This is a genomic window from Emticicia agri, assembly GCF_004168285.1.
Classification (GTDB): Bacteria; Bacteroidota; Bacteroidia; order Cytophagales; family Spirosomataceae; genus Emticicia; species Emticicia agri.
In genome coordinates, this window is record NZ_SEWF01000009.1 from 77,195 (window position 1) to 100,956 (window position 23,762).

Consider the following 23,762-nt stretch of genomic DNA (forward strand, 5'->3'; position numbering starts at 1 on the left):
TGAATTAAAACCAAACCTTAATAATATTGTAAATGCTCAGACACACGACCAGTGTTCCAACAATAAGCATAATAGTTTTAGGGGGGAATAATTTTACTAAAAATGCGCCAAGTGGTGCGGCACAAACACCTCCTAAAATAAGCCCGGCAATAGGTTGCCATGCCTGAATATCAATAAAAAGCATAAAGATACCAGTGCTGAAAAATGCTACGAAAAATTCAGCAGTATTTACAGTTCCTATGGCTTCTTTAGGCGCATTGCCTTTATTTATCAGATTAGAGGTTACGAGCGGCCCCCAGCCACCCCCACCAATTGAGTCAAAGAAACCACCGATTAAGCCTAATAAACCTAAATTTTTATTCGTTGGTGTGGTAGGTCTTTTTTTGAAAGCCTTGATAATAATAATAATTCCAAGTCCAACCAGATATAATGAAATATAAGGACGAATCACCTTACCATCAATAACTTCTGAAATCAGGTATGCACCAATCATAGAGCCGATAACGCCCGTAATCACAATTCTGAAAAAAAGTTTTTTGTCAATGTTTCCAAAATATAAGTGAGAAAGACCTGATACTCCGGTGGTGAATACTTCGGCTGTATGCACACTCGCTGTAGCATAGGCAGGAGGTACACCCACACCCAAGAGCATAGAGGTACAGGTAGCACCGTAGGCCATACCTAACGCACCGTCAACCAATTGGGCTAAAAAACCAACTCCTATGTAATAGATAAAGAGATTATCAACACCCCATTGAAAAGAATGAATACTGGCAAATATACGGTAGGCCAATACGCCTATCAATAATATCTTTAAGGTAAGTATTGCAATAGCAATATACTTTAGTCCGATTCTGGCACTTAGCGCATTGGCGATTCTTTCCATTTACCTTTAATTTCTTGTCTTAGTTTGTTTTATCTTTTCCAGAATATTGTTGCCCTATCAGGTACAGATGCTCAATATTGTTTTGCTTTACTACTTCACCAATCATAATAATGGCAGGATTGTGTAGAGACTGATTTGAGGCAATAGCTTCGAGGTCTTTTACTTGTCCTATACCAATTTTCTGTTCTGGGGTAGAGGCTTGTTGAATGATGGCCGCAGGCGTATCTCCGAAGCCCTCTTCTCTGAAAATCTGTGAAATATGCCCTAACTTTTTCATGCCCATTAATATGACAATGGTTGCACTTGAATGGGCTGCCAGTCTGATGTCGTTTGATAGTGACTTGTCAGATTTTGTTCCGGTAATTACCCAGAAACCATCGGCAACACCCCGGGCTGTGAGCGGAATTTCATAGAACCCGCCGGACATGATACTTGATATGCCCGGTATATAATTTGTTTCGATTCCTCTCTCTTTGGCATAAGCTATTTCTTCATTCCCACGACCAAAAATAAAAGGGTCTCCACCTTTCAGCCTTACCACATGGCCTTTTTCAAAGGCCTTTTCAGCGATTAAAAAATTGATACTATCCTGGCTTACACTTTTTTCGTATCCACGTTTACCTACATAAATACGCTGACAAGCCGGGTGACAATATTCTAATAAATCTTCGTTAATCAACGCATCATACAACACCACATCGGCCTGGCGCAAAGCATTAATTGCCTTAAGCGTTATCAGTTCAGGGTCGCCCGTTCCGGCACCAACTACTGTTAGTTTGGGAGTCGGGTGAGTGAAGTCAGGTTTTCTGTCAATATCGTTTATCATGCTTCAACAACCACATTTTTATTAGCTTCTCTCCAACTCATCGCCTCTTTTAGAAAATTCTCTGATTCTGAAATGTAATCAACCGCAAAAATTTCGCTTGGCTCATTCTGATTGATTTGTAAAACCTGCTCTTTGAAATTAATGCCAAACTCCTCGCCAAAGTTTTTATCAAATTCAGAAATCACCCCGTGTTGTGTACTGCTGTTAATGTTTTTATCTAATAATAACGCCTTGGCTGTATTTACCTGCGACTGATAAGCATAGTAAATAGCATCTGCCCAACGGTTTTCGTTAAAAGCGGCTTTTGCCCAGGCAATTTTCTCTTCTGATTCGTAGAACAATGTAGCAACCAAGTCAATAATTACACTGGCACATTCACCGACACCAATTTCTGTCTGGAATAATTCATCACGACCCCAGTCAACAAAATCTGTATCAATCAGGGTAGTTAAATCTGCCAATGGCTTTAATAAAGTATAGAAATATTTTTCTCCCTGACGATCGTAGTAATCATTGAAATACTCACCATCAAGGCCATTGGTTTCATAGTCATTCAAAACAATTCTTAAAACCTGAGGGCCTCTTTTGCTTGGTATCTTGATTACTTTATCCGAAATTCTTCCTTCCCCGTTTCCTTTTACTCCACCGCCTAACAATACCTGTAAAGCAGGTAATACTTTTCCGGCAGATTTTAATGAGCTTCCATGAAAACCAATGTGCGCCATGCTATGCTGACCACAGGCATTCATACAGCCCGATATTTTTATCTGCATGTTGTTTTCCTCTACCAATTCAGGAAAATCTTCACGCAATACTTTTTCAAATTCAAGTGTAATCTTGGTGCTGTCTGAAATAGCTAAATTACAGGTATCGGTACCCGGACAAGCCGTAATATTGGCAATACTATTGGCACCAGGAGCAGCTAAATTGTATTCACTTAATACACTAAAAATATACGGTAAGTCTTTAGCCTGTACAAATCTGAATAATAAACCCTGATTTACAGTTACTCTTACGTCGTCTGCAATATAAGGTCTTAATTTTTCGATTAAACTTCTTGATACAACACTTGAAATATCACCCAATGGTACTCTTACAAAAACACCGTAATAGCCTTCTTGCTTTTGTGCAAAAACATTGGTTTTATACCAGTTTTTATAGGCTTCTGTGGTATTTTCAGGTACATCTTGTGGCTCAGGAGTTGCATAGCTATAGCTGAATTCCGGTTTTTGGGTATCTACATGATAGGTTTTAACTTTCAAAGCAGTTTTTTCTATCTCAACTAATTTCATAAACTCTTCAAAACCTAATTTAGCTATCAAAAACTTCATACGTGCTTTATGACGTGAGTTTCTCTCGCCATATCTGTCAAAAACTCTGATAACAGCTTCGATGAAGGGGATAATTAAATCTTCTTCTAAAAACTCGTAAGCTACATGAGCCAGTTGAGGTTGTGCCCCTAAACCACCGCCCAGCATCACTTTGAAACCTCTCTTACCATCTTGGATTTTCGGAATAAATCCTAAATCGTGCATGAAAGTAAGCGCAGTGTCGTCGTCGGTATTAGAGAATGCTATTTTGAACTTACGACCCATTTCCTGACAAACAGGATTTCTTAAGAAATACTCAAATGCGGCATGAGTGTAGGGGGTAATATCAAAAGGTTCTTTTGGGTCAATTCCGGCAGTAGGCGAGCCGGTAATATTTCTTACCGTATTACCACAGGCTTCACGTAGCGTAACATTATCCTGCTCTAATTTAGCCCATAATTCAGGGGTTCTGTCAAGGCTCACAAAGTGAACCTGAATATCCTGACGGGTGGTGAGGTGAAGATTACCGGTTGAGTATTCGTCAGAAATATCAGCAATACGTTTCCACTGATTCAATGTCATTTTACCATAAGGTAATTTGATTCTCACCATTTGTACACCTTGTTGGCGCTGGCCATAAACTCCTCTTGCTAACCGTAAGCTACGGAATTTTTCTTCATGAATTTTACCTTCACGGAAGAGCCTGATTTTACGCTCTAAATCAATAATATCCTTTTCAACAAGTGGATTTTCTAATTCGGTACGAAAACTTTGCATAATCTTCTGATTTTAAATCGCAAATATACATAAATCCTATAATAATTATAGACTATATGGGTAAAAAATTTAGATTCTTTCTTAACTAACTGATAATGAATTTATTACGATTTTTGGGTGAATTTAAGTCAGGAATCTACCTTTGTAATTAACCTGTTGAGCTTAAATTTAGTTTCATCAGACTACATTAAAATATTATGGAGCGGCTGAATAGGCGGAGGAAGCTCGGTTTCATCAAGCATTTCTCTCAGGTCAATTTCGATGGTTCGGCTCATAGATGTTATCGGTATATCGTTGGCACCGCCTTCAAATGGGTTTTCTGTACTTTCGCCCACTTTTTCCATACTCATAAAAACCCAGGAAACCACAATACCAAAAGGAATGGTAAGCCATACTAAATGCTCTCCTAATTTTTCAAATTCTTTAAGCATACCGAATGGGACAAGAATCATAAACAGACGGACGAAAAATAGATTAACTGAGGCGAACTGTCTTGGATATGGGAAATTTTTAATGCGTTCGCATTTACCTTGTTGCTCGTAAAGATTTACTAACAAATTCTCCAATTCAATATAGGTTAATGGCTCAATTAATCCTTTTTCCTTCAACTCCCGCAAATGTTTCGATTGTAAACTAATAATATGGGTTGCTCTGTTTTTTTTGCTCAATACATAGGCTTCTTCTTCAGCAGATAAAAATTGTCCTAACTCATCTTCCAGCTTGCCTACTTTTTCTGGTATTATAAAATATTTGGCATATTCTTTATTATAACTTTTGTTGGAGTTTTCCCAAGTGCGAGCCTCCCTTAACTGATAACGCAGGGCTGTCAGCCAGCCAATATGCCTGTATATCAATTGCTGATGAATATTTTCATTAATCTCTTCTTTTATAAAATCCTTGACCATTATTCCCCATGCACGGCTACTATTCACAATCGCCCCCCATATTTGCCTTGCTTCCCATGCTCTGTTATAAGTCTGTGTGTTTTTAAACCCAACAATAAAAGCTGCAGCCGTACCCACTAAAGCAATGGGTACCCAAGGTATAGCTATCCATTTCAGGTCGAAATATTCATACAAAACGGTAGGTATAATTGTGAGAACAGCAATGAGGTAAACCTCCCGGCGTGTCCAGTATAGAAATTCTTTGAGCGGGTATATTCTTCCGACATTCATATTCTTTGGTTTTTAAATTGAAAACTATATTTGGGTTATGACTGAATTAAAGCAGCGTAAATCTGCCTTTTACCATAAATGGAGGGTCTTGTATGAAGTTTGGTAATGGTTTTATAACCTGAGTCTGAAAATAATCTGTTTAACGACTGAAAATCTATTGGGTAAGGCACCCAGCTATTAGAAGCATTAGAGTCATATTCAATTACCAGAAAACAGGCAGTATCGGCTAAATAGCTTTTCAGTTTATTTAGAAATATCTCCTTTTCTTTTACATAATGCAGCGAGTTTGCCATAAGTATACCATCAAACTTAGTTACAGATAAATCTGATTTGATGAAATCTGCCGTTTGTTTGGTTATGCTAATGCCTTTGTAAGTATCCGGAATTTTTTCTAATGCTGAACTATTGAAATCGACGGCATGAATGGTGCTGCCTGCTTCTAAAATATTAGCTAATGCTAAGGTAAAAGTACCCGTGCCACAGCCTAAATCGAGCCAGACGTTTTTGTTTTTTGTCGTAAAATGAGGATGTGAAATCAATTGTATGGCGTCCTGAATGTCCATATCAAACTTTGTAAAAGTAGTGTAAGGTATATACTTGCTTTGCAATATAGATAAATTTCAGAAAAATATTGATAGCGGTTTAATTTTTACAGAATTTAAAAACTATTCCTATTTTTGAAAAAAATTAGCTGAACCTACTATGTTTGAAAAAATCAACGCAAAGGAATTTCCTAAAGTTACTGAATCTAAAGCTATAATCCGTTTTCAGGACTGTGACCCCTTACAACACCTGAATAACTCTAAATATTTTGATTATTATTTCAATGCCCGCGAAGACCAGGTTGCCAAATTGTATGGCTTCAAGTTTTCGGAGGTATTTAAGAATTACAAAACAAGCTGGGTGGTGTATCAACACCAGATAGCCTATATTCGCCCGGCAGTGGTGAGTGAATGGGTGAAGATTTTTTCGAGGGTTATTTATTTTGATGCCGATACTCTGGTTACAGAATATTTTATGACAGATGAGAGTATGAGCGAACTAAAGAATTTTATGTGGACTACCAGTAAGTATGTAAGTGTAGAAACAGGTAGGAGAGTACCTCATCAGAAAGATATTATGCAATACTTAGCTGCTACCTGCGAAAAAGACGTAAAGTTTAAAGAAATCAGCTTTAATGAACGGATAAAGTCTGTAAAGCAGGAGCTACTGCTTAAACAGGCTTCTTTATAGTTTAAAGGTTAAACCCTCCTGTGCTAATTGTGTGTTTTCGAAAACCGCTTTCGCTTCTGATAGATGATTTTCTAAAGTCTTGTATCTGGACGAATAATGCCCGATAATCAATTGTCTGGCATTGGCTTTCAGAGCAATAGTAGCCGCTTGTTGTGCGGTTGAATGGTTGGTCTGAATGGCACGCTTTAATTCAGTTTCCAGAAAGGTAGCTTCATGAAAAATAGTATTCACCTGCTGTAACTGAGGGATAATGGCTTCATTATAAGCTGTATCAGAGCAGTAAGCAAACGATTTTGGTGGTGCGCCTTCGGCTGTATAATCTTCGTTTTTATATACTTTTCCGGTAAGTGCATCTTCTACATCAAAACCTTCTTTTAATTGTTTGATATAAGGAATCGGAAAATTTTCAGGGAGTTTATCTGCCAGAAGTTTTCTTTTGGATTCTTTGGTTTTAAACAAGAAACCGCAACAGTTAATCCGATGAATTAATGGAATGGTTTCGACACTTAGTAAAGAATTATCAAGAATTACATTAGCAGCCGTTGTATCAGTTTCTACAAAATTGATTTTAAAATGAAGGAACGTATGTGAATATTTGAACTGAATGGTCAGAATTTCGGCCAGTTCTTTTGGGGCATAAATCGTTAAATCATCTTTTCGCTGATTCAGGTTCCAGCTTGAAAGTAGTCCGATTAAACCAAAATAGTGGTCTCCGTGCAAGTGGCTGATAAAGATATGTCTGATACGGTAAGTACGTACTTTATGCTCTAACAGGCGAAATTGTGTGCCCTCGCCACAATCAATCAAGAAATGTTCGTTCTCAATAGTTAATAGATAGGCCGATGGATTGTGCTCAAGAACCGGAGTTGCTGAGCCTGTGCCAAGTACTAATAGTTCAAAATTCATAACCCCTTGCCCCTAAAGGGGTAATATAACAATAAATAAAATTTGGCTCGTTTCTCTAAACTTTTGAGTAGAAAATTGGGTAATTAAGGCATTAATATTTTTCTTCTTGAAAACCATTTTCCTCTCCTAAATCAAACTCGTCATCTTTTTCTTCACGAAAATCATTTTCTAAGTCATTCATAAAAACAGCATCAATACCTTCATCTACAGTAGGAAGAATCACTAATTCAGGAATTTTTGCTGAATCAATCTCATCAATGACATCGTCTTCTTTCGTACAAATCACAAAAAGGCCTTGTTCGGCCCTACATACTCTTGTTGCCTTTCTGATTAAGGTCAGTCCATCATTATCCACTTCAGTTATTTTTGTAAAGTCAACAACCATATTGGTGTAACCTTCACGGTAAAGTTGAACAACCAGTTTCTCGAATGGAGGAGCAATCTCGGCGCCAAAAGTAGTTTCATCTAAAGAAATAAGCGCATATTGCTCTGTCTTATCAATTTTGTAATTCATATAAAAAATGCGAAAGTGTGTTGCAAAGTTAAGTGAAAAATTTATTTTACCTCAATAGATTCAAATCAGGTCTATCAATTTATCTATAAAACTATTGATTTTTCGGATATTACGAGCAAATTGCTTGCCGATTTTTTTGTTTTGAGGGTCAGGTTGCCCATACATGGGCAAAGTTTGAGCAATTAAATATTTCTTGATTTTTTGCTTATAATCAGCCGAGTATTTCATGCCCTTAAAATTAACAGAAATAAGAGGCTGCGAATTAACCGTGTTCTTAGATATATCAATTAATCGCTCAGGTAAATTCCATGCACCTATGTTTAATCCCTCGTGTTTTTCAATCAATACGTTTGTATAAAAATTGGGTACATGCTCCAACCACAACTGGTCGGCATTCATACCTTTACACAAATCTATGTAGCCTTTAGTAGCAGTATTATTCCCCCACCAGTTTAGAAAATTTTTTGCCTCATCTGACTTTCTCCAGGCCATAAAACCTGAGTGAAAAATACCCGTATTCAATATCTGTTTTTCGTCGGGGTGTATTCCGGCATGAAGCAATTGCGGTACAATAATAATCGTATAATTGTTTAGACTCTTTGCAATAAAATCAAGCGGATTATAGACTAAAGTTGTACAGTCAAAATAGATTACTTTCTCTGCTTGTTTCAGAAAAAACTCAGCAAAGAAAGGTTTTACATTGCCTTGTAATTCTGTCCATGTATAACGCTTTGCCATATCGTCAAAACTGGCAATCTTTACCTCGCTTATTTCTATTACGGGATAATTGGCTCTGAAGTTGCCCGGTATTCTCTCTTTTTTATCAATCAATCCGATATAAAAATCAGCCTCCTGATGGTATGATTTTATAGAATCTCCTAAAACATGGGCTTCGGGTAATTGATTTATATGACAAAGTGTAAAAAAAAGCATGTTGAAAATAGCTAAATTTATGTTTAGCTCTTAACCTAAATGATGAATAAATGGAATTAAATGGTTCTGCTGAATTGCTGTAATTACTTCTTCTATCGGTATTTCTGAACTCGGGCCTTGGGTATTGCGTACAATCAAAGCGTTTTCGCCTGATTTATATTTACCCGAATAAGGGATATGATTGATGAAATCGTTTAATTTTCCAATCATGATAACACCAAAAGTACCAACAGCATTGGCAAGGTGAGCAGGACCACTATCTATACCGATAAAGAGTTTTGCTCGCCTTATCACCTCTGCGGTTTCTAAAAGATTCAGTTCCCCACAAAGATTAATGTATCGTTTATTTTTAACTGTCAAATCACTGGAAAGACCCACTTCTACTATAGATAAATCTGTTTTATCAATCAGATATTGAATCAGTTGCTCCCATTTCTGACTATCCCAGTTTCTGCTATTCTGTACCGACTGACCATGTACTACTATATAATTGTCAGGGAGTTGTAACCCATCAATTCTGGCACGGTGGTTATCGGTAATAAACAAATTAGGTGCCAGGTCTTCAGTAGGTAATCCGGCTATTTTTTGTTGTACTGTAAGCAGATTTCCCTGAAAATAGTAATTGTGAATGGTAATATCTTTGGCATCGGCTACCGGATTTTCGACATACACCTCGCAAACCGGACAATAACTGTTATTCCTGAACTGTAAATTATAGAGTATATCAAACACACCTGAATGAATGAGTAACCTACGCTGATTTGCGCAAAATTCTTCTACAATGCCATCTAAACTCAGGTTATTTTCTAATAATTCTCTGAAAACAGGCTTGACTATCCAAAGTATATAAGCATCAGGGTGTTGATTTCTGATTTGTCTCGAAATGGGTTCGCCTGCCACTATATCGCCGAATTGTTGGGTAAGTATAATGCCAACAATTTTTCGTTTGCCTAAAAACCTGATTTTTAACAATAAGATTCTACAATAGACCTTTAAAAAATGCAGATAAACTTTAAGTAGATGAGTATATTTTCGATAACGATGTTGCCAGAGTGCAATAAATTTCTGCATATAGGATTACGACTCAACCAATTGAGCTAATTTTTCTAAGGGCATTTTTAAATATTTTCTCACCCGCAAATATCGTTTTATTTTAGGAGGTTTAATATAATCGCACCGAAAATGTTTCCAATACAGTTCATTGTTTTTCAATAAAGCATTTCTGTATAATTCAAATAAGGGAACTATATCGGGGCGCTCTTCGAAATTAATACGATTCTGGTATTTCGATACTTCGTTAGCTTTGGCTATGAGATAACCGCTATAATGGAAAAACTGTAAAGGCGTATTTTCATTGATAAACCATCGGCCATCAATTTGTGAGCAAAACCGTTCATGCAAATTCCAATAGGCAACGTTGTAGCCCAAATGCTTATTTATCAGTACTTTGTCAAAATAAACCGGGAAGAAATCAGCCCAGTGCTGGTCAACAAATAACCCGTTGCACAGGTCAATCAGGCATTCCTTTTCTAATTTCTTACACCACCAGTCAATCATTTGCTGTGCTGTTTCTGAACGATGTATGGCCACGAAACCAAAATTAAAAATACCCGTATTTACCACATCTTCTTCGTTCTGCCACTTGTTGTCGTTGTAAGGTGTAGTAATATGTGGCGTAACCACAGTATTGTATTTCTCTAAATTTTCTTCTAAATGAGTCAATTTATCAAAAACAATAATATCAGGGTCAAAGTAGATGATATTATCTGCTTCGGGATGATTTTTCAGAAAATAATCAATATAAAAAGGTTTTACGGCAGTGTTCAGTTCTGTAATATCATAGCGGTCGCACATACCGGCTAAGTCGGCAATATTAATCTTATCTAATTCAAGCAATGGATATTCAGGTAGTTTAGAAGTGTCTATATCCTTGGTTTCAAGTTTATCAACCAAACCAATGATAAATTTGATATGTGGATTATGTTGCTTTAGCGAGTCTCCTAAAGTATGTGCCTGTGCCAGATAATTGACCGAACAAAGTGTAAAAGCAAGTGTCATGCGAGATAGAATCTTTTAAGACAGGGTTTCTAATAGATTTTCAATTTTCAGAATAGAATTTTCAAAACTATACTGAGTCAGCACCTTTTCTCTGGCCCTTTCTCCCCATTTGAATTGTCGGTTTTTCTTATAATCAATAATTGCCTGTGCCATTGCCGGAATATCAAGATAAGGTACTATGTGTCCGGCATCGTCTTCAACAAATTCAGAACAGCCCCCTGTTTTTTCAAAACCAAATATGGGTACTCTTAATAAGGCAGCTTCAAGCATTACTAAGGGAAAAGGGTCTTCTCTTGAGGTAACCGTGAATACATCAAAGCAATTGATTAATTCAATGGCTTCTGGTGTAGGCTCAATAAAAGTAATCTTATTGGCAAGTCCCATTTTTGTAGCATCAAAAATAACCTGCTCATAATACTCACCTTCCTTTTTTACACCAACCCATGCAAAATGAATGTTTTCTTCTAAGATTCCCAATACATTTTTAGCAACCAAAGCAAATATGTCTAATCCTTTTCTCCATTCGGCATTGCCACAGCCGCCAATTAAAAATGATTTTTCAGAAATGCCATATTTAATCTGTATATCAGTACGGCTGCTAAGAGCAGCACGGTTTAAGACATCTTTGTTATTCACAAAAGAATGAATTACTTCAATTTTCCCTGATGGAACACTGTGCTGCTCAATCAGATTTTCTCCAACTGCTTTTGAACAAGCAATAAGGCGGGTAGAGTTTTTAAAAAGGAAATCTCTGTTTTCGGCAGAGGAGTACATCTGAATAGAAAATTCTAATTCATGGATATGCGAAATAAGCGGTATTTTCAGGTAAGAGAGTAATTCGGGCATTACCAACGCCGTAGCAATAGTATTGGCATAAATGCAGTCAAAATTTTCGCTTAGTAGTTTTGTTTTGAGTGCCTTTTTTGCCTCCTGGTAGTGATTATTATCTTTCAGTCCTAACTTCTTCAATAGCCTGTCCTGAAAACCTCCATTGGCATTTGCTTTTTCCTGTGGATATTTTGAAACAGGACATATTGCTTCAAAATCTTTTTCAAGCATACCATCACCCAATAGTAGCAAGTGCATAGGCATCTGCTTTTTTTGAAAATATTGCATAATATTTAACAAAAAAATCTGTGCCCCAGCACGATTAGCATCATGACTAATGAAAAGGATTTTCATGAGTTTAAAATTGAGTGATTTGATGATTGAGCGACCGACGCCTGGCGATTTAGTGATTAGGGTTGAATTATTGATAATATTGTTTTAAATATATATATCCACGCAATCACTCAATTATTACTTATAACCATTTTCTCGATTAAGAGAATCAGAATATGAATGACCTTAATATGAATTTCCTGAATGCGATCGGCATAACCAAAATGCGGAACAATAATTTCTACATCGGCTGTACCTTTTAATTTGCCGCCATCTTTGCCTGAAAATATAACTACTTTCATACCTTTTTCACGAGCTGCGTTTACTGCATTCATGATGTTTTTTGAATTGCCGCTTGTACTGATACCTAACAGAACATCGCCCGAATTACCTAATCCCTCTATAAATCTTGAAAAGACAAAATCAAAACCAAAATCATTGCCTGTGCAGGAAATATGGCTGGGGTCAGATATGGCAATGGCTGCTAAAGATCTACGGTTTTCTCTGTACCTGCCCGATAACTCTTCTGCAAAGTGCATAGCATCGCAATGCGACCCACCATTGCCACAAGAAATAATTTTTTTTCCATCTTTTAAGGCACTAGCCATCAAGATAGCGGCCGCTTCTATATTTTTAATATTTTCTTCCGACGAAATAAAATTATCAAGCACTCTTTGTGCTTCTTTCAATTCACTTAAAATATCAGTCAGATTATTCATTTTATACGCTTTGTATTAATTTTCATTAAAAAATTTTACCCACTTTTCAATCTGATTTTTTATGTCAAAATCTAAAGCCCGGTTTTTCAATAATTCTTTATCAATGGTTGTTTCTTTTCGTTGAATTTTAATCATGGCTTGTGCCAGGTCTTTCGGGTTAAAACTATCAATTACAGTACCCATGCCTTGTAATGAAAACTCAGAAATTCCTCCCGAATTAAATCCGGCGATCGGTTTTTGCAGAAATGCCGCCTCAATCATGACTAACGGAAACGGGTCTTCTCTGGCTAATAAAACGAATCCATTGGCTAAATTAAGGTAATCATAATATTCATCAGATTTTTCGCCTACCTGTATAAAATTCAGCTTCTCCTGTTTCATTCGCTGTTCTAAGTAATGCAAAACACCCGTTTTCTTGATATTTCCTAACCAAAGTAAATAAGTGTTTTCAGGTAAGTTTGCCAACAAATCTAAGGCTAAATCATATCCCTTCCGCAGATTCATTGAACCTGACATTACCCATATATAAGCATTCTCAGGAATATTTAATTTTTGTCTCAAATCCTTCTGAGTTTGTTGAATAATTATCTGCTCTGTATCAATAAATTCATGGAGTAAGATGGTGTTTTTATATCCCATTTGCTTAATCCTTTTTTCGACAATAGCCGAGCAGCAAATGATTTTTTCGGCATTATCAAACTGAAATTTGAAATCATCATAGACTATCTCATCATATACACTCAACAACTCATGCACATGTACATAGTAAGGCACTTGCAGGCCTTTGGCTAATCTGGCAAATCGAGGCATGGTAAGTGTATTCAAATACCATTTATCTGCCTTTAACTGCTTTTGAATCTTCAGAACTCTTGATTCTTCCGGTGTTCGTTTAAATAGCTGATAATAAACCCCTTCGTATATTTTATAGAGAAATCCCTTTTGGGTGCGGTTAATAAAAGTCAAATCGGCGGTTGAATGGTTAGCAAAAAGTTCACCATTCTGGCAACTATAAATGACCGATTTAATTTTGCCTGACAAATGTTTAAGCAAATACCAAATAAGCATTTCCGAGCCTGTTCGCCCTCCGGTGGGAGTGATAAAAAGAATGGTTTTCTGCTTCATTTAATTTTATAAAAAGTTGGTTTTTTTAGGATAATTTTCCAGAAAAAACCAGAAAAAACGCCAATTGTATTGGCAAATCTTTTCTGATTATATAAATCATCGAATGGATTTTTGAGTTTCAATAGGTTAGAGACAATTTTCATCAAAAAAAAGGTTGGCACCCATATCCAATAATGTAACATCATGAGAAAATAATGAAGTGCACCATATTGCTTGCGGATCCATACTAAGTTAGATAATTGAATCTGCTCATCAAATCGGTTGAAATAGGTATAGTTCTGCGCCTCTTCATATCGTTCAGGCTTACTTCCCCATTCTTCATGAATAATTCTACAATCTTTAAATACCAGTAATTTACCCAGTTTCCCTAATCTATAACCCCATTCGGTGTCTTCTCCGTATAAGAAAAACTCCTCATCGAATCCGCCAGTTTTTTCAAATCCTTCTCGCCTGACCATCAGAAAGGCAGCTGCAATATAATCAACCTGTTCAGGGTCTTCATAACTGGTATAAGGAATGAGTTTATCTAAATATTTTCTGAGCGATGGAGGGGTAATCCAGAAATCTCTTCTGAATGTAAAGGTATGATAAAAAGCACGTGGAGTAAGGTCAGGATAAAACTGATACGCTCCTCCGGCAATGGCATCAGGCCGTTTGTCCAGATTCTGCACACATTGGTCAATTACATCTTCAAACAATTTGGTGTCAGAGTTGAGTAATAGAAAGTATCTGCCTCTGGCATTTTTCATGCCCAGATTGTTGGCTCTTCCGAATCCGGCATTATAACCCATCGGAATCCATTTCACCTCAGGAAACAGTTTCTTTACATAGCCCTCATCATCACCCTTTGACTGATTATCTACGACAATTACCTCATAACTCACTTTTGTTGTAAACTGCTGTATTGTTTTCAGACAATCAACAATCAACTCAGGTGTTCGGTAGTTTACAATAATGACAGATACATCAATCACTGATGGACGAATTTGGTTTAAGAATGAATGGATTTACCTAAAGGGTTGCATTAACAATGCGGGAAATCTTCTCAACGTCTTTTAAATCCAGGTCATAATACAAAGGTAGTGATAATGCCGCAACCGACATTTCTTCAGAAACCGGACAAGGATTATAAAAACCCAGATAGGGGAGTTGATTTAATGACGGATAAAAATAACGTCGTGGTAAAATGTGTTCTTTTTTCAGTGCCTCGGTTACTTCCAGTAGTTTTTGCTCAGACGACAACATAACCGGATAGTAAGCATAGTTATATTCAAACCCTTCAATGTCTTGTTTGGGTTGTTTTAGCTTACTCCAATCTAAGAGAGAGTCATATCTTTCAGAAATAATCTTTCTTTTTTCTATTATATCGGCCACTCTCGGAAGGTTGCATAAACCCATAGCTGCATGAAACTCTGAATTTTTGGCATTAATGCCAATCATAAAATAATCATCGTTTTTATGCCCGAAACTTCTGTAATGTGCCAGTTTGGTCAGTAATTCGTCGTCTTTACAAATAATACAACCACCCTCAATGGTATGAAATACTTTGGTAGCATGAAAACTACAGGTAGCTATATCGCCAAAAGAAAGCACAGATTTGCCATGATAGGTTGCACCGAAACAATGTGCGCCGTCATAAATTACTTTAAGGTTGTGTTTTTGCGCAATCTTTTCAATTTTTTCAACATCACAAGGTCGGCCATATACATGAGTTGCCAGAATGGCTGATGTTTTATCGGTAATGGCTTGCTCAATCAGATTGGCATCAATATTATAAGTATCTGCTTCAATGTCAACAAAGACAGGCTTTACGTTTTCCCACAGAATAGAAGTGGTAGTAGCGCAATAAGAAAAGGGGGTTGTAATTATTTCTCCTTTCAGGTCAAGCGCCTTAATGGCAATCTGAAGCGCAATAGTGCCGTTGGTAACATACAAGAGGTTTTTTACCCCAAGGTAATCTTTCAGTTTATCTTCTAATTCACGTACCAGTGGCCCATTATTAGTTAACCATGTATTTTCCCAGATACCCTTGATTTTATTCTGGTATTCTTCAAATGGGGGTAAAAAAGATTTTGTTACGTTTATCACTATGTTGAAACAAATGTTTAGACAGACGAAGATGCTGAACGAATGCAACGACTATTTTTTGCTCAGAAAAAGGGCATCTTTCAGGTAAAAAATAATTTTTGAATTAGTTCAAAAAAAAGTAGTTTGCAAATGTAGTTATTATTCGAAAATAATAGAGATGATTTTCAGAATCCTTTAGGCTGATTATTATCATTTTAATTTTCTAAACCAATCCATCTACTTTCCAGGTCTTTACCGGAATATGTACAGGACGAATGGCACCGGGCCATTTGCCGTACCAACTGGTACCTTCTCTGAAATCTGCCACATCAAAGCTGATGGCATCTTCCATAAAGAAAACCGGGTCTGAAGTATCTTTTACTATCATTACCGAAATGTAATAAGAACCATCGTTAAGAAAATTACCCGGAATCTCCAATAAGCCTTTAATAAGCCCTTTTGAGAAAGTTTTAGACTGGCTACCTACATTGAAGATACATTCACCCGTCATATTATACAAAAAAACACTCAGATTCAGGTCAGCTTTTTCAAGCATATTCCAGAATTCAAAACTGATTTTCAGCGGAGTTCTTACATCAATATTTTTGCTTCCGTTCACTAAATCCGGCAATACTTCTATATTTTTTACTCTTACAAGGTCGTTACCCGGCGCATCTTCAGGTGTTTCCCAGTTCTGGCTTAACTGGAATTTTGAGATACTACTCATATAATCGTGTAGTACTTCACCCACTTCGCCGTATTTTACCAGATTGCCTTTTTGCAGAAAAGCTGCCTTATTGCAAAGTCCCTGAATAGCTGTAGCATTATGACTCACAAATAAAACGGTTCTACCGCCATTCGATACATCTTTCATTTTGCCAAGGCACTTTTTCTGAAATTCAGAATCACCAACGGCCAGTACCTCATCTACAATTAAAATTTCAGGCTCTAAATGCGCTGCAATGGCAAAACCGAGGCGAACATACATACCTGATGAATAACGTTTGACAGGCGTATCAAGGAATTTCTCGATTCCGGCAAAATCAACAATTTCATCAAACTGCTTTCTGATTTCATCTTGCCGCATACCTAAAATGGCACCATTCAGAAAAATGTTCTCTCTTCCGGTCAGTTCTGGGTGAAAGCCCGTGCCAACTTCCAGCAAACTGGCCATTCTACCTCTTACTTTTACCTCGCCGTGTGTAGGTTCAGTAATTCTGCTCAATATTTTCAATAAAGTCGATTTTCCGGCACCGTTTGACCCTACAATTCCGACTCTATCACCTTGTTCTATATCAAAACTTATACCTTTAAGTGCCCAGAAAACTTCTCTTGTTTCTTGTTCGTCTTTACTTGTAAAAAACTCCTGTACAAAGCCTGTAAGTGTTTCTTTTAAATTCTGATACTTTTTCTTCTTATGACTAAGTATATATTTTTTCGATATATTTTTTATAGTTATTGCTTTCATTCGAAATGCCACTCAAGGGTACAATGTTAGATGTAATCGACAAAAGAGTTTTCGTTCTTCCGGAAAAACCAAATTGCAAAGATGACTGAAATAGTTACAAATACAAGTGTTGGTATTAAACTTTGCCAATTAAAAGGAGCGTAGTCGCCTAATAAAGACCATCGGAGGCCATCAATGGTACCAACTACCGGATTAAGGTTATAGTAAGGATACCACCACGCATCTTTTTGTTGTTCGCTGGTATATCCAACCGGAGAGATAAAGTAGCCAAACTGCACCACAAAAGGAATAATCTGAGCAATATCACGGTATTTAACATTCAGAACCGAAGCTATTAAGCCAAAACCAAATGCTCCGAGATAGGCCAGAAGCATAAATAAAGGAGCAAATACTATATGCCAGCTGGGAACAAAATGATAATAGATGCAAAAGACAAAAAACATGGCAAAGGCTATCAATGCATCTAAAAGCCCTACTAAAAGAGAACTGAAAGGAATGATGATACGAGGAAAATATACCTTTGAAACCAGATTGCTGTTACCGACAATACTATTACTGATTTGTGCCAGACACTGAGAAAAAAACAACCAGATTATTACCCCTGGTATTACAATAATCATATAGGGTAAAGAGGCATCGACTTCCATCTTGGCTATTTTACCAAAAGCAAATGTCATGACCAGGGCAGTTAATAAAGGCCGAAAAACTGCCCAGGCTATGCCTAAGACAGTTTGTTTGTAGCGTACCATTACATCACGCTTGCCTAATATCCAGAATAATTCTCTTTGTCGCCAGACTTCTTGCCAATAATGTAGTGCTGATTTCCCCGCTTTAATTACTATTTCGTTCTCCGATTTTTTCATTCACAAATCTAATTCTTTCAAACAAAAATAAAACTTTTAACTTAGCTCACCAATTCCTGATAGGTTTTACGAACAATGATGAATATCAGACAAACAAAAAAGCCCAGAAAAGCCCCAATTTTTGTGCTTCCTCCAACCGTATAATCTTTACGCAATAAAGGTAAACGAACCGGTTGTAGCAAGGTAAATAAGGGTGTCTGATGTATCAATAGCATTCTCAGGTTTTCAACTGTTGCCATTTGCGTATAAAACTGGTTCGAAATATAAGTATTATTTCTGTTTAACTGCTGCTGACGCATGGGTGCAGTAGGGTCAACGGCATTCATGTTCTGAAAGGTAGTAATAGCTAACTGACGGTCTGTTGAATTCAATTTGCTTTGTAAATCATTTAACCGGGCTACCTGAATATCTAAAATTTCCTGTGTCTTTTTTGTGCGCACTTCTTTATAAAATTCCTCCAAAGTCTTTAACAGGGTTTCCAACCATATTTTTGTCAGCATTTCGTTGTTGGTGGTTGCCGATAAAATCATAATTGAGCCATTTTTATCTAAAGGCTTTAATTCGGTCTGTTTCAGTAGTTTTTCATAAATGGTAGCTACCAGTTCGTTTTCAACCTTTGTGAATTTTTCGGGACTTTTTGGGGTAAATCTGAAATTAATAGCGGCTTTGTTGGGCTCATGAAACATATCGCCACCCCATTCATTGGTTCTTATATCACTACTGTCTTTGTAATAATTAATAAACAATGTCTTTCTGTTTCCCACTTCTACCTCTTTCATCAAAGCCTTTTCGTACAAGGTTTTTGATGAAATAACCAGACCGAAGTTACCACCGCTAAATAAATCGGTAGATTGCGCACCACCGCCCATTCCACCAACACCAAAGGCAGTAGCAAGGCCGGCAAAGCCGCCCATACCCCCTTGGTTAGGATTTCCAGACTCAAGGTTAAATTGAATTTCACCATAGTACTGAGACTCCTTGAAGTTTTGTATATCAAGTAAGATACTTAGTAAAGTACCTAATGCAATACCTATCAATAGTAGTTTCCACTCACTGCCAATCAGCTTAAAAACATTTATTATTTTCTGAAATAAATCTTTTGTACTGATTTGCTCTTCTTGTATGATTTGTGTTTCAGCCATTTGTTTAATTAAAATAGTGTTGTGTTGCAGCCTGGTTATTTGGTAAGTTGTAATAGACCAATGATACCGATTAGGGTGGTCATGGTTGCGGCAATAGTACCAAACAAGTTCTGAACCTGTGCCAATTGTTGCACCGCTGTTGTTGTTTTCTGAGGAATGATGATTTCAGAACCAGGTGCTACTTTAGGATAAATGTTTACAAATAAGAATCTTCTGGTTCTATCAACCGAGCCATTGGCATATAATACGTACGATTTGCTTTTTAACGAACGCTTGGTAAATCCTCCGGCTTTTGAGATATAATTCATAAAATTATCTCTGTCAAAATATTTTACGGTAGTCGGGTATAATACCTCTCCTTGCACACGAACAGTTTCTAAACGCTTTGGAATACGGATAATATCCCCATCTTGCAGAATCATATCTTCAACCGAACCGGGATTTTCAAGAATTCTTCTTAAATCAATACCGATTGATGATTTTTTAGTAGCATCAACATCTTCAACTTCAATAGTCTGGTTGCCTTTTACACTGTTGGCAATTTCAGTAATGGCTTTTCTGCGTTGTTCAATTTCAATATCACTTAGCTGAATTTCTCTGATTAAAGTAGCTCCTTCGAGGTATGAATAAGGGGTAAGACCTCCGGCACGCTTCACAATATCAGAAACCTTTTCATCCTTGCTTTTGATACCATATTTATCAGGGAAAATTACTTCACCTTCTACTTCCACAAAAGCCTGTTTTACATAGTTTGGTGATTTTCTGATGAAAATCTCATCAAATGGGAATAATACAAAATTATTTCCGGCTTGTTCAACACTTAAATCAGGTCTGATATTGAACTCGTAAGTGTCTGAAATCTGCGCACTTGCCGAAGTTGGATCAACGTTTCTTTTTCTGCGAACCACCTCTACTCTTGACAAAGAGGCTGATTCTGACAAACCACCTACTTTTACCAGTACGTCTTCAATAGTCAGATTTCTTACAAAAGGTAGTTCAATACCTTCTGCGCCTTCAGGATTATTAATAGCTCCCTGAATACGCACATAGGCAGGCTCAGTAAGGTCAAAAATAGAAGGGATAGTTACTATATCTTCACGTTTAAGTGGGGTATCTGGTGCTTTGCCTTTCATAATGTCATCAAGATTCACCGAAATGTTTTCGATAATCATATCGTCACGTGTTCTCACAATGGCAATTCTACCTGTCAAAGCCTCACCTCTCAGACCTTCTGCCGATTTGATTAACTCCATTAAAGTAGGGTTGCTGTCAAGCGAGTACTGACCAGGGCGGAAAATAGCTCCTTCAACACTCACCATGTTTTCATAACGTTCCAACAGCCTTTCAGTAACAATTGAGTCGCCTGATACCACATTGAAGTTCGGGAATTCTGATTCCATTACATCAATAATTTTGCGCTCTCTGCTTGTATTGCGGTAAACTTTTAAGCGATGTTTATAGGCATACTGGTTAAAACCACCTGCGTAAGCTATGGCATCCTGAAGTTTTTCATTTTCAATTAACTCAAATAAACCATTGCGTTTGGTATTGCCTTGTACAGCCACCCGGGCAATGTAAGGGGTAACCTGCACCACGTCCTGGTCTTGTAAGATGATGTTGTTTTTGGCATAACCTCTCATCAGCACTTCGTATAAATCAAGTGTCGCAACGATTCTGTTGTTACGGATAACATTAATTTTACGATAAGTACCTAACTCATTCGGGCCACCGCATACATACAAGGCATTAAGGATGGTTGAAAGGGATGAAAGAGTATAAGTACCCGGAGCGATAACTTCGCCGGTAATGGTAACTTTGATACTGCGGATATTGCCTAAAGCAACAACTAAGTATGTATTAGCCGGATTGCCTGCAAATGGGAGTAAGCCGATATAAACTTTCGCCAGTTTGTTCAGTATTTTTTCACGGGCCTGTTCCATTGTTGAACCTGCCAGATAAACAAGACCAACACGGTCTAAGGTAATATAACCGTCAGGCGAGATAGTTGCTTTATAGGTAGCCTGAGAATAGCCGTAAATATCAATGATTAGTTGATCGTTTGGCCCAAGGATATAATTGCTTGGTGTGGCAATATTAATGGCAGGAGTTGGATCAAACTTGATTGTATTAAACAGATTATAACCAAAAATTCTTCTTCTTAGGGTTACTTTCGCCACATCCTGCTCTTCTTCCTGCTCTCGAATAGCCCTTAAAGAGTCTTCGCGCGTCATAGCTGCCTGGTCTGCAGGATTAAGCGTGAGATTTCTGATAGCGTTCGGGTCATTGGGGTTTGTCGTGCGATTACGATTAGGCAATGGCTGATTCGGAGCCTGCTGCCCGTTACGCCCTGCTGGTGTATTAGTGTTTGCCGGATTGGTATTCGGATTGGCTGGAATTACCGGTGCATTGGTTGGAGTATTTGTGGGAGCATTACCTGGATTTTGTCCAAAAGAATTGCTGATTATTAGTGTAAAAAGCGTAATTTTGAGGAAACTTTGTAAGAAATTATTTTTGTTAAATTTCATATCTATAACGTTATTTGCCAAATTGCTGTTTAAGTATTTAATGAACAATAACTGAAAACATTGCAAAGTAAGTGAAGTTTTTTTAAATTTTTGCTGTTTCATATTAAGTATGTGTTAAAAAGAACTTTGAATTACAAAGTAATATATAAAATCCATAAAATCAAAATTTTTTTTCAAAATGGCTGAAAATAAGGAAGTAACTTATAATGAAGATAGTATACGTTCTCTCGATTGGAAGGAGCACATAAGGTTGCGTCCCGGGATGTATATTGGGAAATTGGGAGACGGGTCTGCAGCCGACGACGGGATATATGTATTGCTGAAAGAGGTTTTAGACAACTGTATAGATGAATATGCGATGGGTTACGGCAGGTCTATTGAAATTAAGCTGGAGGAAGGAGTAGCAGAGGTAAGAGACTACGGGCGTGGGATTCCTTTAGGGAAATTAGTTGATGTGGTATCAAAAATAAATACAGGGGCAAAATATGACAGTAAGGCGTTTCAGAAAGCAGTGGGGCTCAATGGTGTGGGTACAAAAGCTGTGAATGCCCTGTCTTCGCATTTTCGGGTACAGGCCTTCAGAGACGGTAAATCTAAGTGGGCTGAATTTTCTAAAGGAGAATTAACCAGGGAGTCAGAAATTATTGATTCTGAGCAAAAGAACGGAACGCTGGTGTCGTTTACGCCTGATGATACTGTTTTTAAGCATTACCATTACATCCCACAGTTTGTGGAGGCTATGATATGGAATTACTGCTACCTGAATGCCGGAATGACGATAGTTTTTAACAAGCAGAAATATATTTCTCACAATGGTTTGTTAGATTTGCTTCGCCGGAAAACCGATGAGGATTCATTACGCTATCCCATTATCCACCTGAAAGGGGAGGATATTGAAGTAGCGCTTTCTCATGGTAACCAATATGGTGAGGAGTACTATTCGTTTGTGAACGGACAGAATACTACTCAGGGAGGAACTCATCTTACCGGGTTTAGAGAAGCGATTGTAAGAACCGTGAGGGAACATTTCGGAAAAGATTATGCACCTGAAGATATTCGCCAGTCAATTATCGGAGCTATATCGGTGCGTGTACAGGAACCTGTTTTTGAGTCTCAGACCAAAACCAAGTTAGGTTCACTTACCATGTCTCACGAGCCAAACTCGCCAACTATCAGGGTATTTATCGGAGATTTTCTGAAAGAAAAATTAGATAATTTCCTTCATATGAATCCGGCTATCAAGGAAGCTCTTAAAAAACGCATTGAGCAGTCGGAGAGAGAGCGTAAAGAATTGGCAGGTATTAAAAAACTGGCGAATGAGCGGGCTAAAAAAGCTAATCTGCACAACCGCAAGCTGAGAGACTGCCGTTTTCATTTAGATGATGAGAAGAACGAAAAACGTTTTGAAACAGTGATGTTTATCACAGAGGGAGATTCGGCCAGTGGTTCAATTACCAAAGCAAGAAATCCTGAACTGCAAGCCGTTTTCAGTTTGAGAGGTAAACCTCTGAATAGTTTTGGTCTGACCAAAAAGATTGTTTATGAAAATGAAGAGTTTAATCTTTTGCAACATGCCCTGAATATTGAAGATGGTTTAGACGGGCTTCGTTACAATAAAATCATAGTGGCTACTGATGCCGATGTAGATGGCATGCACATTCGTTTGCTTTTGTTGACTTTCTTTTTACAGTTTTTTCCTGATTTGGTAAGAGAGGGACATTTGTATATTCTTGAAACGCCATTATTCAGGGTACGGAATAAAAAAGAAACCATCTATTGTTACTCAGACGAAGAGAAAGAAAAGGCTATCAAGAAGTTATCTCCTAAACCTGAAATTACCCGCTTTAAAGGCCTGGGTGAAATATCACCCGATGAGTTTGAGGGTTTTATTGGTGAAGACATCAGATTAGAGCCAGTAATTTTAGAGAAAGAATCTTCTATTGCCAAGATTCTGAGTTATTATATGGGTAAAAATACACCTGAACGTCAGCGGTTCATCATTGATAATCTAAGAATTGAAAAAGATGAAGTTGATGAAGTATTAGCGAAGATTATTGATGTAAAAGAAGTTGCCTGA

The 23,762-nt window shown here is 37.4% G+C and carries 21 protein-coding genes; 2 read left to right on the forward strand and 19 right to left on the reverse strand.

The genetic code is table 11. The features are described from left to right. Window positions 1–4: 4 nt before the first annotated feature. The 5 genes from EWM59_RS08005 to EWM59_RS08025 all read right to left on the reverse strand — a co-directional run bounded on the left by EWM59_RS08005 (window position 5) and on the right by EWM59_RS08025 (window position 5,537). Window positions 5–886, reverse strand: coding sequence for a sulfite exporter TauE/SafE family protein (locus tag EWM59_RS08005; RefSeq protein ID WP_130020436.1), 882 nt, complete (start codon window positions 884–886; stop codon window positions 5–7). A 19-nt stretch (window positions 887–905) separates the two neighbouring features. Further along, window positions 906–1,712, reverse strand: coding sequence for a uroporphyrinogen-III C-methyltransferase (cobA, locus tag EWM59_RS08010; RefSeq protein WP_130020437.1), 807 nt, complete (start codon window positions 1,710–1,712; stop codon window positions 906–908). Then, window positions 1,709–3,799 (reverse strand): ferredoxin-like domain-containing protein, encoded by a 2,091-nt coding sequence (locus tag EWM59_RS08015; protein WP_130020438.1) that lies wholly within the window; start codon window positions 3,797–3,799, stop codon window positions 1,709–1,711. Before EWM59_RS08015 ends, cobA begins: the two co-directional genes overlap by 4 nt. A gap of 182 nt (window positions 3,800–3,981) precedes the next feature. Next, on the reverse strand, window positions 3,982–4,974 hold the full coding sequence (locus EWM59_RS08020; RefSeq protein ID WP_130020439.1) for a bestrophin family protein: 993 nt from the start codon (window positions 4,972–4,974) through the stop codon (window positions 3,982–3,984). Between the two features lie 35 nt (window positions 4,975–5,009). Beyond that, on the reverse strand, window positions 5,010–5,537 hold the full coding sequence (locus EWM59_RS08025) for a class I SAM-dependent methyltransferase (RefSeq protein ID WP_130020440.1): 528 nt from the start codon (window positions 5,535–5,537) through the stop codon (window positions 5,010–5,012). A gap of 139 nt (window positions 5,538–5,676) precedes the next feature. Between EWM59_RS08025 and EWM59_RS08030 the strand changes: the two genes are divergently transcribed. Continuing rightward, window positions 5,677–6,207: an acyl-CoA thioesterase gene (locus tag EWM59_RS08030; RefSeq protein ID WP_130020441.1), complete on the forward strand. Its 531-nt coding sequence runs from the start codon at window positions 5,677–5,679 to the stop codon at window positions 6,205–6,207. Here EWM59_RS08030 and EWM59_RS08035 read toward each other — a convergent pair. The 14 genes from EWM59_RS08035 to EWM59_RS08100 all read right to left on the reverse strand — a co-directional run bounded on the left by EWM59_RS08035 (window position 6,202) and on the right by EWM59_RS08100 (window position 21,685). Next, window positions 6,202–7,113, reverse strand: a complete 912-nt coding sequence (locus EWM59_RS08035; protein WP_130020442.1) for a ribonuclease Z — start codon at window positions 7,111–7,113, stop codon at window positions 6,202–6,204. The two genes, EWM59_RS08030 and EWM59_RS08035, sit on opposite strands and share 6 nt — an antisense overlap. A 91-nt stretch (window positions 7,114–7,204) precedes the next feature. After that, window positions 7,205–7,627 (reverse strand): STAS domain-containing protein, encoded by a 423-nt coding sequence (locus EWM59_RS08040; protein ID WP_130020443.1) that lies wholly within the window; start codon window positions 7,625–7,627, stop codon window positions 7,205–7,207. A 60-nt stretch (window positions 7,628–7,687) separates the two neighbouring features. Then, window positions 7,688–8,560 carry a hypothetical protein gene (locus EWM59_RS08045; protein ID WP_130020444.1) on the reverse strand — a complete coding sequence of 291 codons (873 nt, stop codon included), beginning with the start codon at window positions 8,558–8,560 and terminating at the stop codon, window positions 7,688–7,690. A gap of 30 nt (window positions 8,561–8,590) precedes the next feature. Next, a complete protein-coding gene (locus tag EWM59_RS08050; RefSeq protein WP_130020445.1) occupies window positions 8,591–9,631 on the reverse strand; it encodes a glycosyltransferase family 9 protein in 1,041 nt (346 codons plus the stop codon). 6 nt (window positions 9,632–9,637) lie between these two features. Further along, on the reverse strand, window positions 9,638–10,618 hold the full coding sequence (locus tag EWM59_RS08055; RefSeq protein ID WP_130020446.1) for a glycosyltransferase: 981 nt from the start codon (window positions 10,616–10,618) through the stop codon (window positions 9,638–9,640). Between the two features lie 15 nt (window positions 10,619–10,633). Beyond that, entirely contained in the window at window positions 10,634–11,800 is a 1,167-nt protein-coding gene (locus EWM59_RS08060; protein WP_130020447.1) for a glycosyltransferase family 4 protein, read from the reverse strand. A 110-nt stretch (window positions 11,801–11,910) separates the two neighbouring features. Then, window positions 11,911–12,498, reverse strand: a complete 588-nt coding sequence (lpcA, locus tag EWM59_RS08065) for a D-sedoheptulose 7-phosphate isomerase (RefSeq protein ID WP_130020448.1) — start codon at window positions 12,496–12,498, stop codon at window positions 11,911–11,913. 15 nt (window positions 12,499–12,513) lie between these two features. Then, complete coding sequence (locus tag EWM59_RS08070) at window positions 12,514–13,620, reverse strand: glycosyltransferase family 4 protein (RefSeq protein ID WP_130020449.1); 1,107 nt, start codon at window positions 13,618–13,620, stop codon at window positions 12,514–12,516. Next, entirely contained in the window at window positions 13,617–14,594 is a 978-nt protein-coding gene (locus tag EWM59_RS08075) for a glycosyltransferase family 2 protein (protein ID WP_229239313.1), read from the reverse strand. The genes EWM59_RS08070 and EWM59_RS08075 overlap by 4 nt, the downstream gene beginning before the upstream one ends. A 37-nt stretch (window positions 14,595–14,631) precedes the next feature. Next, entirely contained in the window at window positions 14,632–15,708 is a 1,077-nt protein-coding gene (locus tag EWM59_RS08080) for a DegT/DnrJ/EryC1/StrS family aminotransferase (protein ID WP_165372139.1), read from the reverse strand. A gap of 202 nt (window positions 15,709–15,910) precedes the next feature. Beyond that, entirely contained in the window at window positions 15,911–17,155 is a 1,245-nt protein-coding gene (locus EWM59_RS08085) for an ABC transporter ATP-binding protein (protein ID WP_130020450.1), read from the reverse strand. A 26-nt stretch (window positions 17,156–17,181) separates the two neighbouring features. Beyond that, window positions 17,182–18,018, reverse strand: coding sequence for an ABC transporter permease (locus EWM59_RS08090; RefSeq protein WP_130020451.1), 837 nt, complete (start codon window positions 18,016–18,018; stop codon window positions 17,182–17,184). A gap of 41 nt (window positions 18,019–18,059) precedes the next feature. Continuing rightward, complete coding sequence (locus EWM59_RS08095; protein ID WP_130020452.1) at window positions 18,060–19,160, reverse strand: hypothetical protein; 1,101 nt, start codon at window positions 19,158–19,160, stop codon at window positions 18,060–18,062. A 35-nt stretch (window positions 19,161–19,195) separates the two neighbouring features. Beyond that, on the reverse strand, window positions 19,196–21,685 hold the full coding sequence (locus EWM59_RS08100) for a polysaccharide biosynthesis/export family protein (RefSeq protein ID WP_165372140.1): 2,490 nt from the start codon (window positions 21,683–21,685) through the stop codon (window positions 19,196–19,198). Between the two features lie 178 nt (window positions 21,686–21,863). Between EWM59_RS08100 and EWM59_RS08105 the strand changes: the two genes are divergently transcribed. Beyond that, a complete protein-coding gene (locus EWM59_RS08105; RefSeq protein ID WP_130020454.1) occupies window positions 21,864–23,762 on the forward strand; it encodes a DNA topoisomerase IV subunit B in 1,899 nt (632 codons plus the stop codon).

What these genes read in the sequence shown, in the direction of transcription:
- EWM59_RS08035 (WP_130020442.1), bottom strand. Translation starts at nt 7,113, where the DNA reads ATGAATTTTGAACTATTAGTACTTGGCACAGGCTCAGCAACTCCGGTT.
- EWM59_RS08015 (WP_130020438.1), bottom strand. Translation starts at nt 3,799, where the DNA reads ATGCAAAGTTTTCGTACCGAATTAGAAAATCCACTTGTTGAAAAGGAT.
- EWM59_RS08090 (WP_130020451.1), bottom strand. Translation starts at nt 18,018, where the DNA reads ATGAAAAAATCGGAGAACGAAATAGTAATTAAAGCGGGGAAATCAGCA.
- EWM59_RS08105 (WP_130020454.1), top strand. Translation starts at nt 21,864, where the DNA reads ATGGCTGAAAATAAGGAAGTAACTTATAATGAAGATAGTATACGTTCT.
- EWM59_RS08005 (WP_130020436.1), bottom strand. Translation starts at nt 886, where the DNA reads ATGGAAAGAATCGCCAATGCGCTAAGTGCCAGAATCGGACTAAAGTAT.
- cobA (WP_130020437.1), bottom strand. Translation starts at nt 1,712, where the DNA reads ATGATAAACGATATTGACAGAAAACCTGACTTCACTCACCCGACTCCC.
- EWM59_RS08095 (WP_130020452.1), bottom strand. Translation starts at nt 19,160, where the DNA reads ATGGCTGAAACACAAATCATACAAGAAGAGCAAATCAGTACAAAAGAT.
- EWM59_RS08045 (WP_130020444.1), bottom strand. Translation starts at nt 8,560, where the DNA reads ATGCTTTTTTTTACACTTTGTCATATAAATCAATTACCCGAAGCCCAT.
- EWM59_RS08020 (WP_130020439.1), bottom strand. Translation starts at nt 4,974, where the DNA reads ATGAATGTCGGAAGAATATACCCGCTCAAAGAATTTCTATACTGGACA.
- EWM59_RS08085 (WP_130020450.1), bottom strand. Translation starts at nt 17,155, where the DNA reads ATGAAAGCAATAACTATAAAAAATATATCGAAAAAATATATACTTAGT.
- EWM59_RS08040 (WP_130020443.1), bottom strand. Translation starts at nt 7,627, where the DNA reads ATGAATTACAAAATTGATAAGACAGAGCAATATGCGCTTATTTCTTTA.
- EWM59_RS08030 (WP_130020441.1), top strand. Translation starts at nt 5,677, where the DNA reads ATGTTTGAAAAAATCAACGCAAAGGAATTTCCTAAAGTTACTGAATCT.
- EWM59_RS08100 (WP_165372140.1), bottom strand. Translation starts at nt 21,685, where the DNA reads ATGAAATTTAACAAAAATAATTTCTTACAAAGTTTCCTCAAAATTACG.
- EWM59_RS08055 (WP_130020446.1), bottom strand. Translation starts at nt 10,618, where the DNA reads ATGACACTTGCTTTTACACTTTGTTCGGTCAATTATCTGGCACAGGCA.
- lpcA (WP_130020448.1), bottom strand. Translation starts at nt 12,498, where the DNA reads ATGAATAATCTGACTGATATTTTAAGTGAATTGAAAGAAGCACAAAGA.
- EWM59_RS08025 (WP_130020440.1), bottom strand. Translation starts at nt 5,537, where the DNA reads ATGGACATTCAGGACGCCATACAATTGATTTCACATCCTCATTTTACG.
- EWM59_RS08070 (WP_130020449.1), bottom strand. Translation starts at nt 13,620, where the DNA reads ATGAAGCAGAAAACCATTCTTTTTATCACTCCCACCGGAGGGCGAACA.
- EWM59_RS08060 (WP_130020447.1), bottom strand. Translation starts at nt 11,800, where the DNA reads ATGAAAATCCTTTTCATTAGTCATGATGCTAATCGTGCTGGGGCACAG.
- EWM59_RS08050 (WP_130020445.1), bottom strand. Translation starts at nt 9,631, where the DNA reads ATGCAGAAATTTATTGCACTCTGGCAACATCGTTATCGAAAATATACT.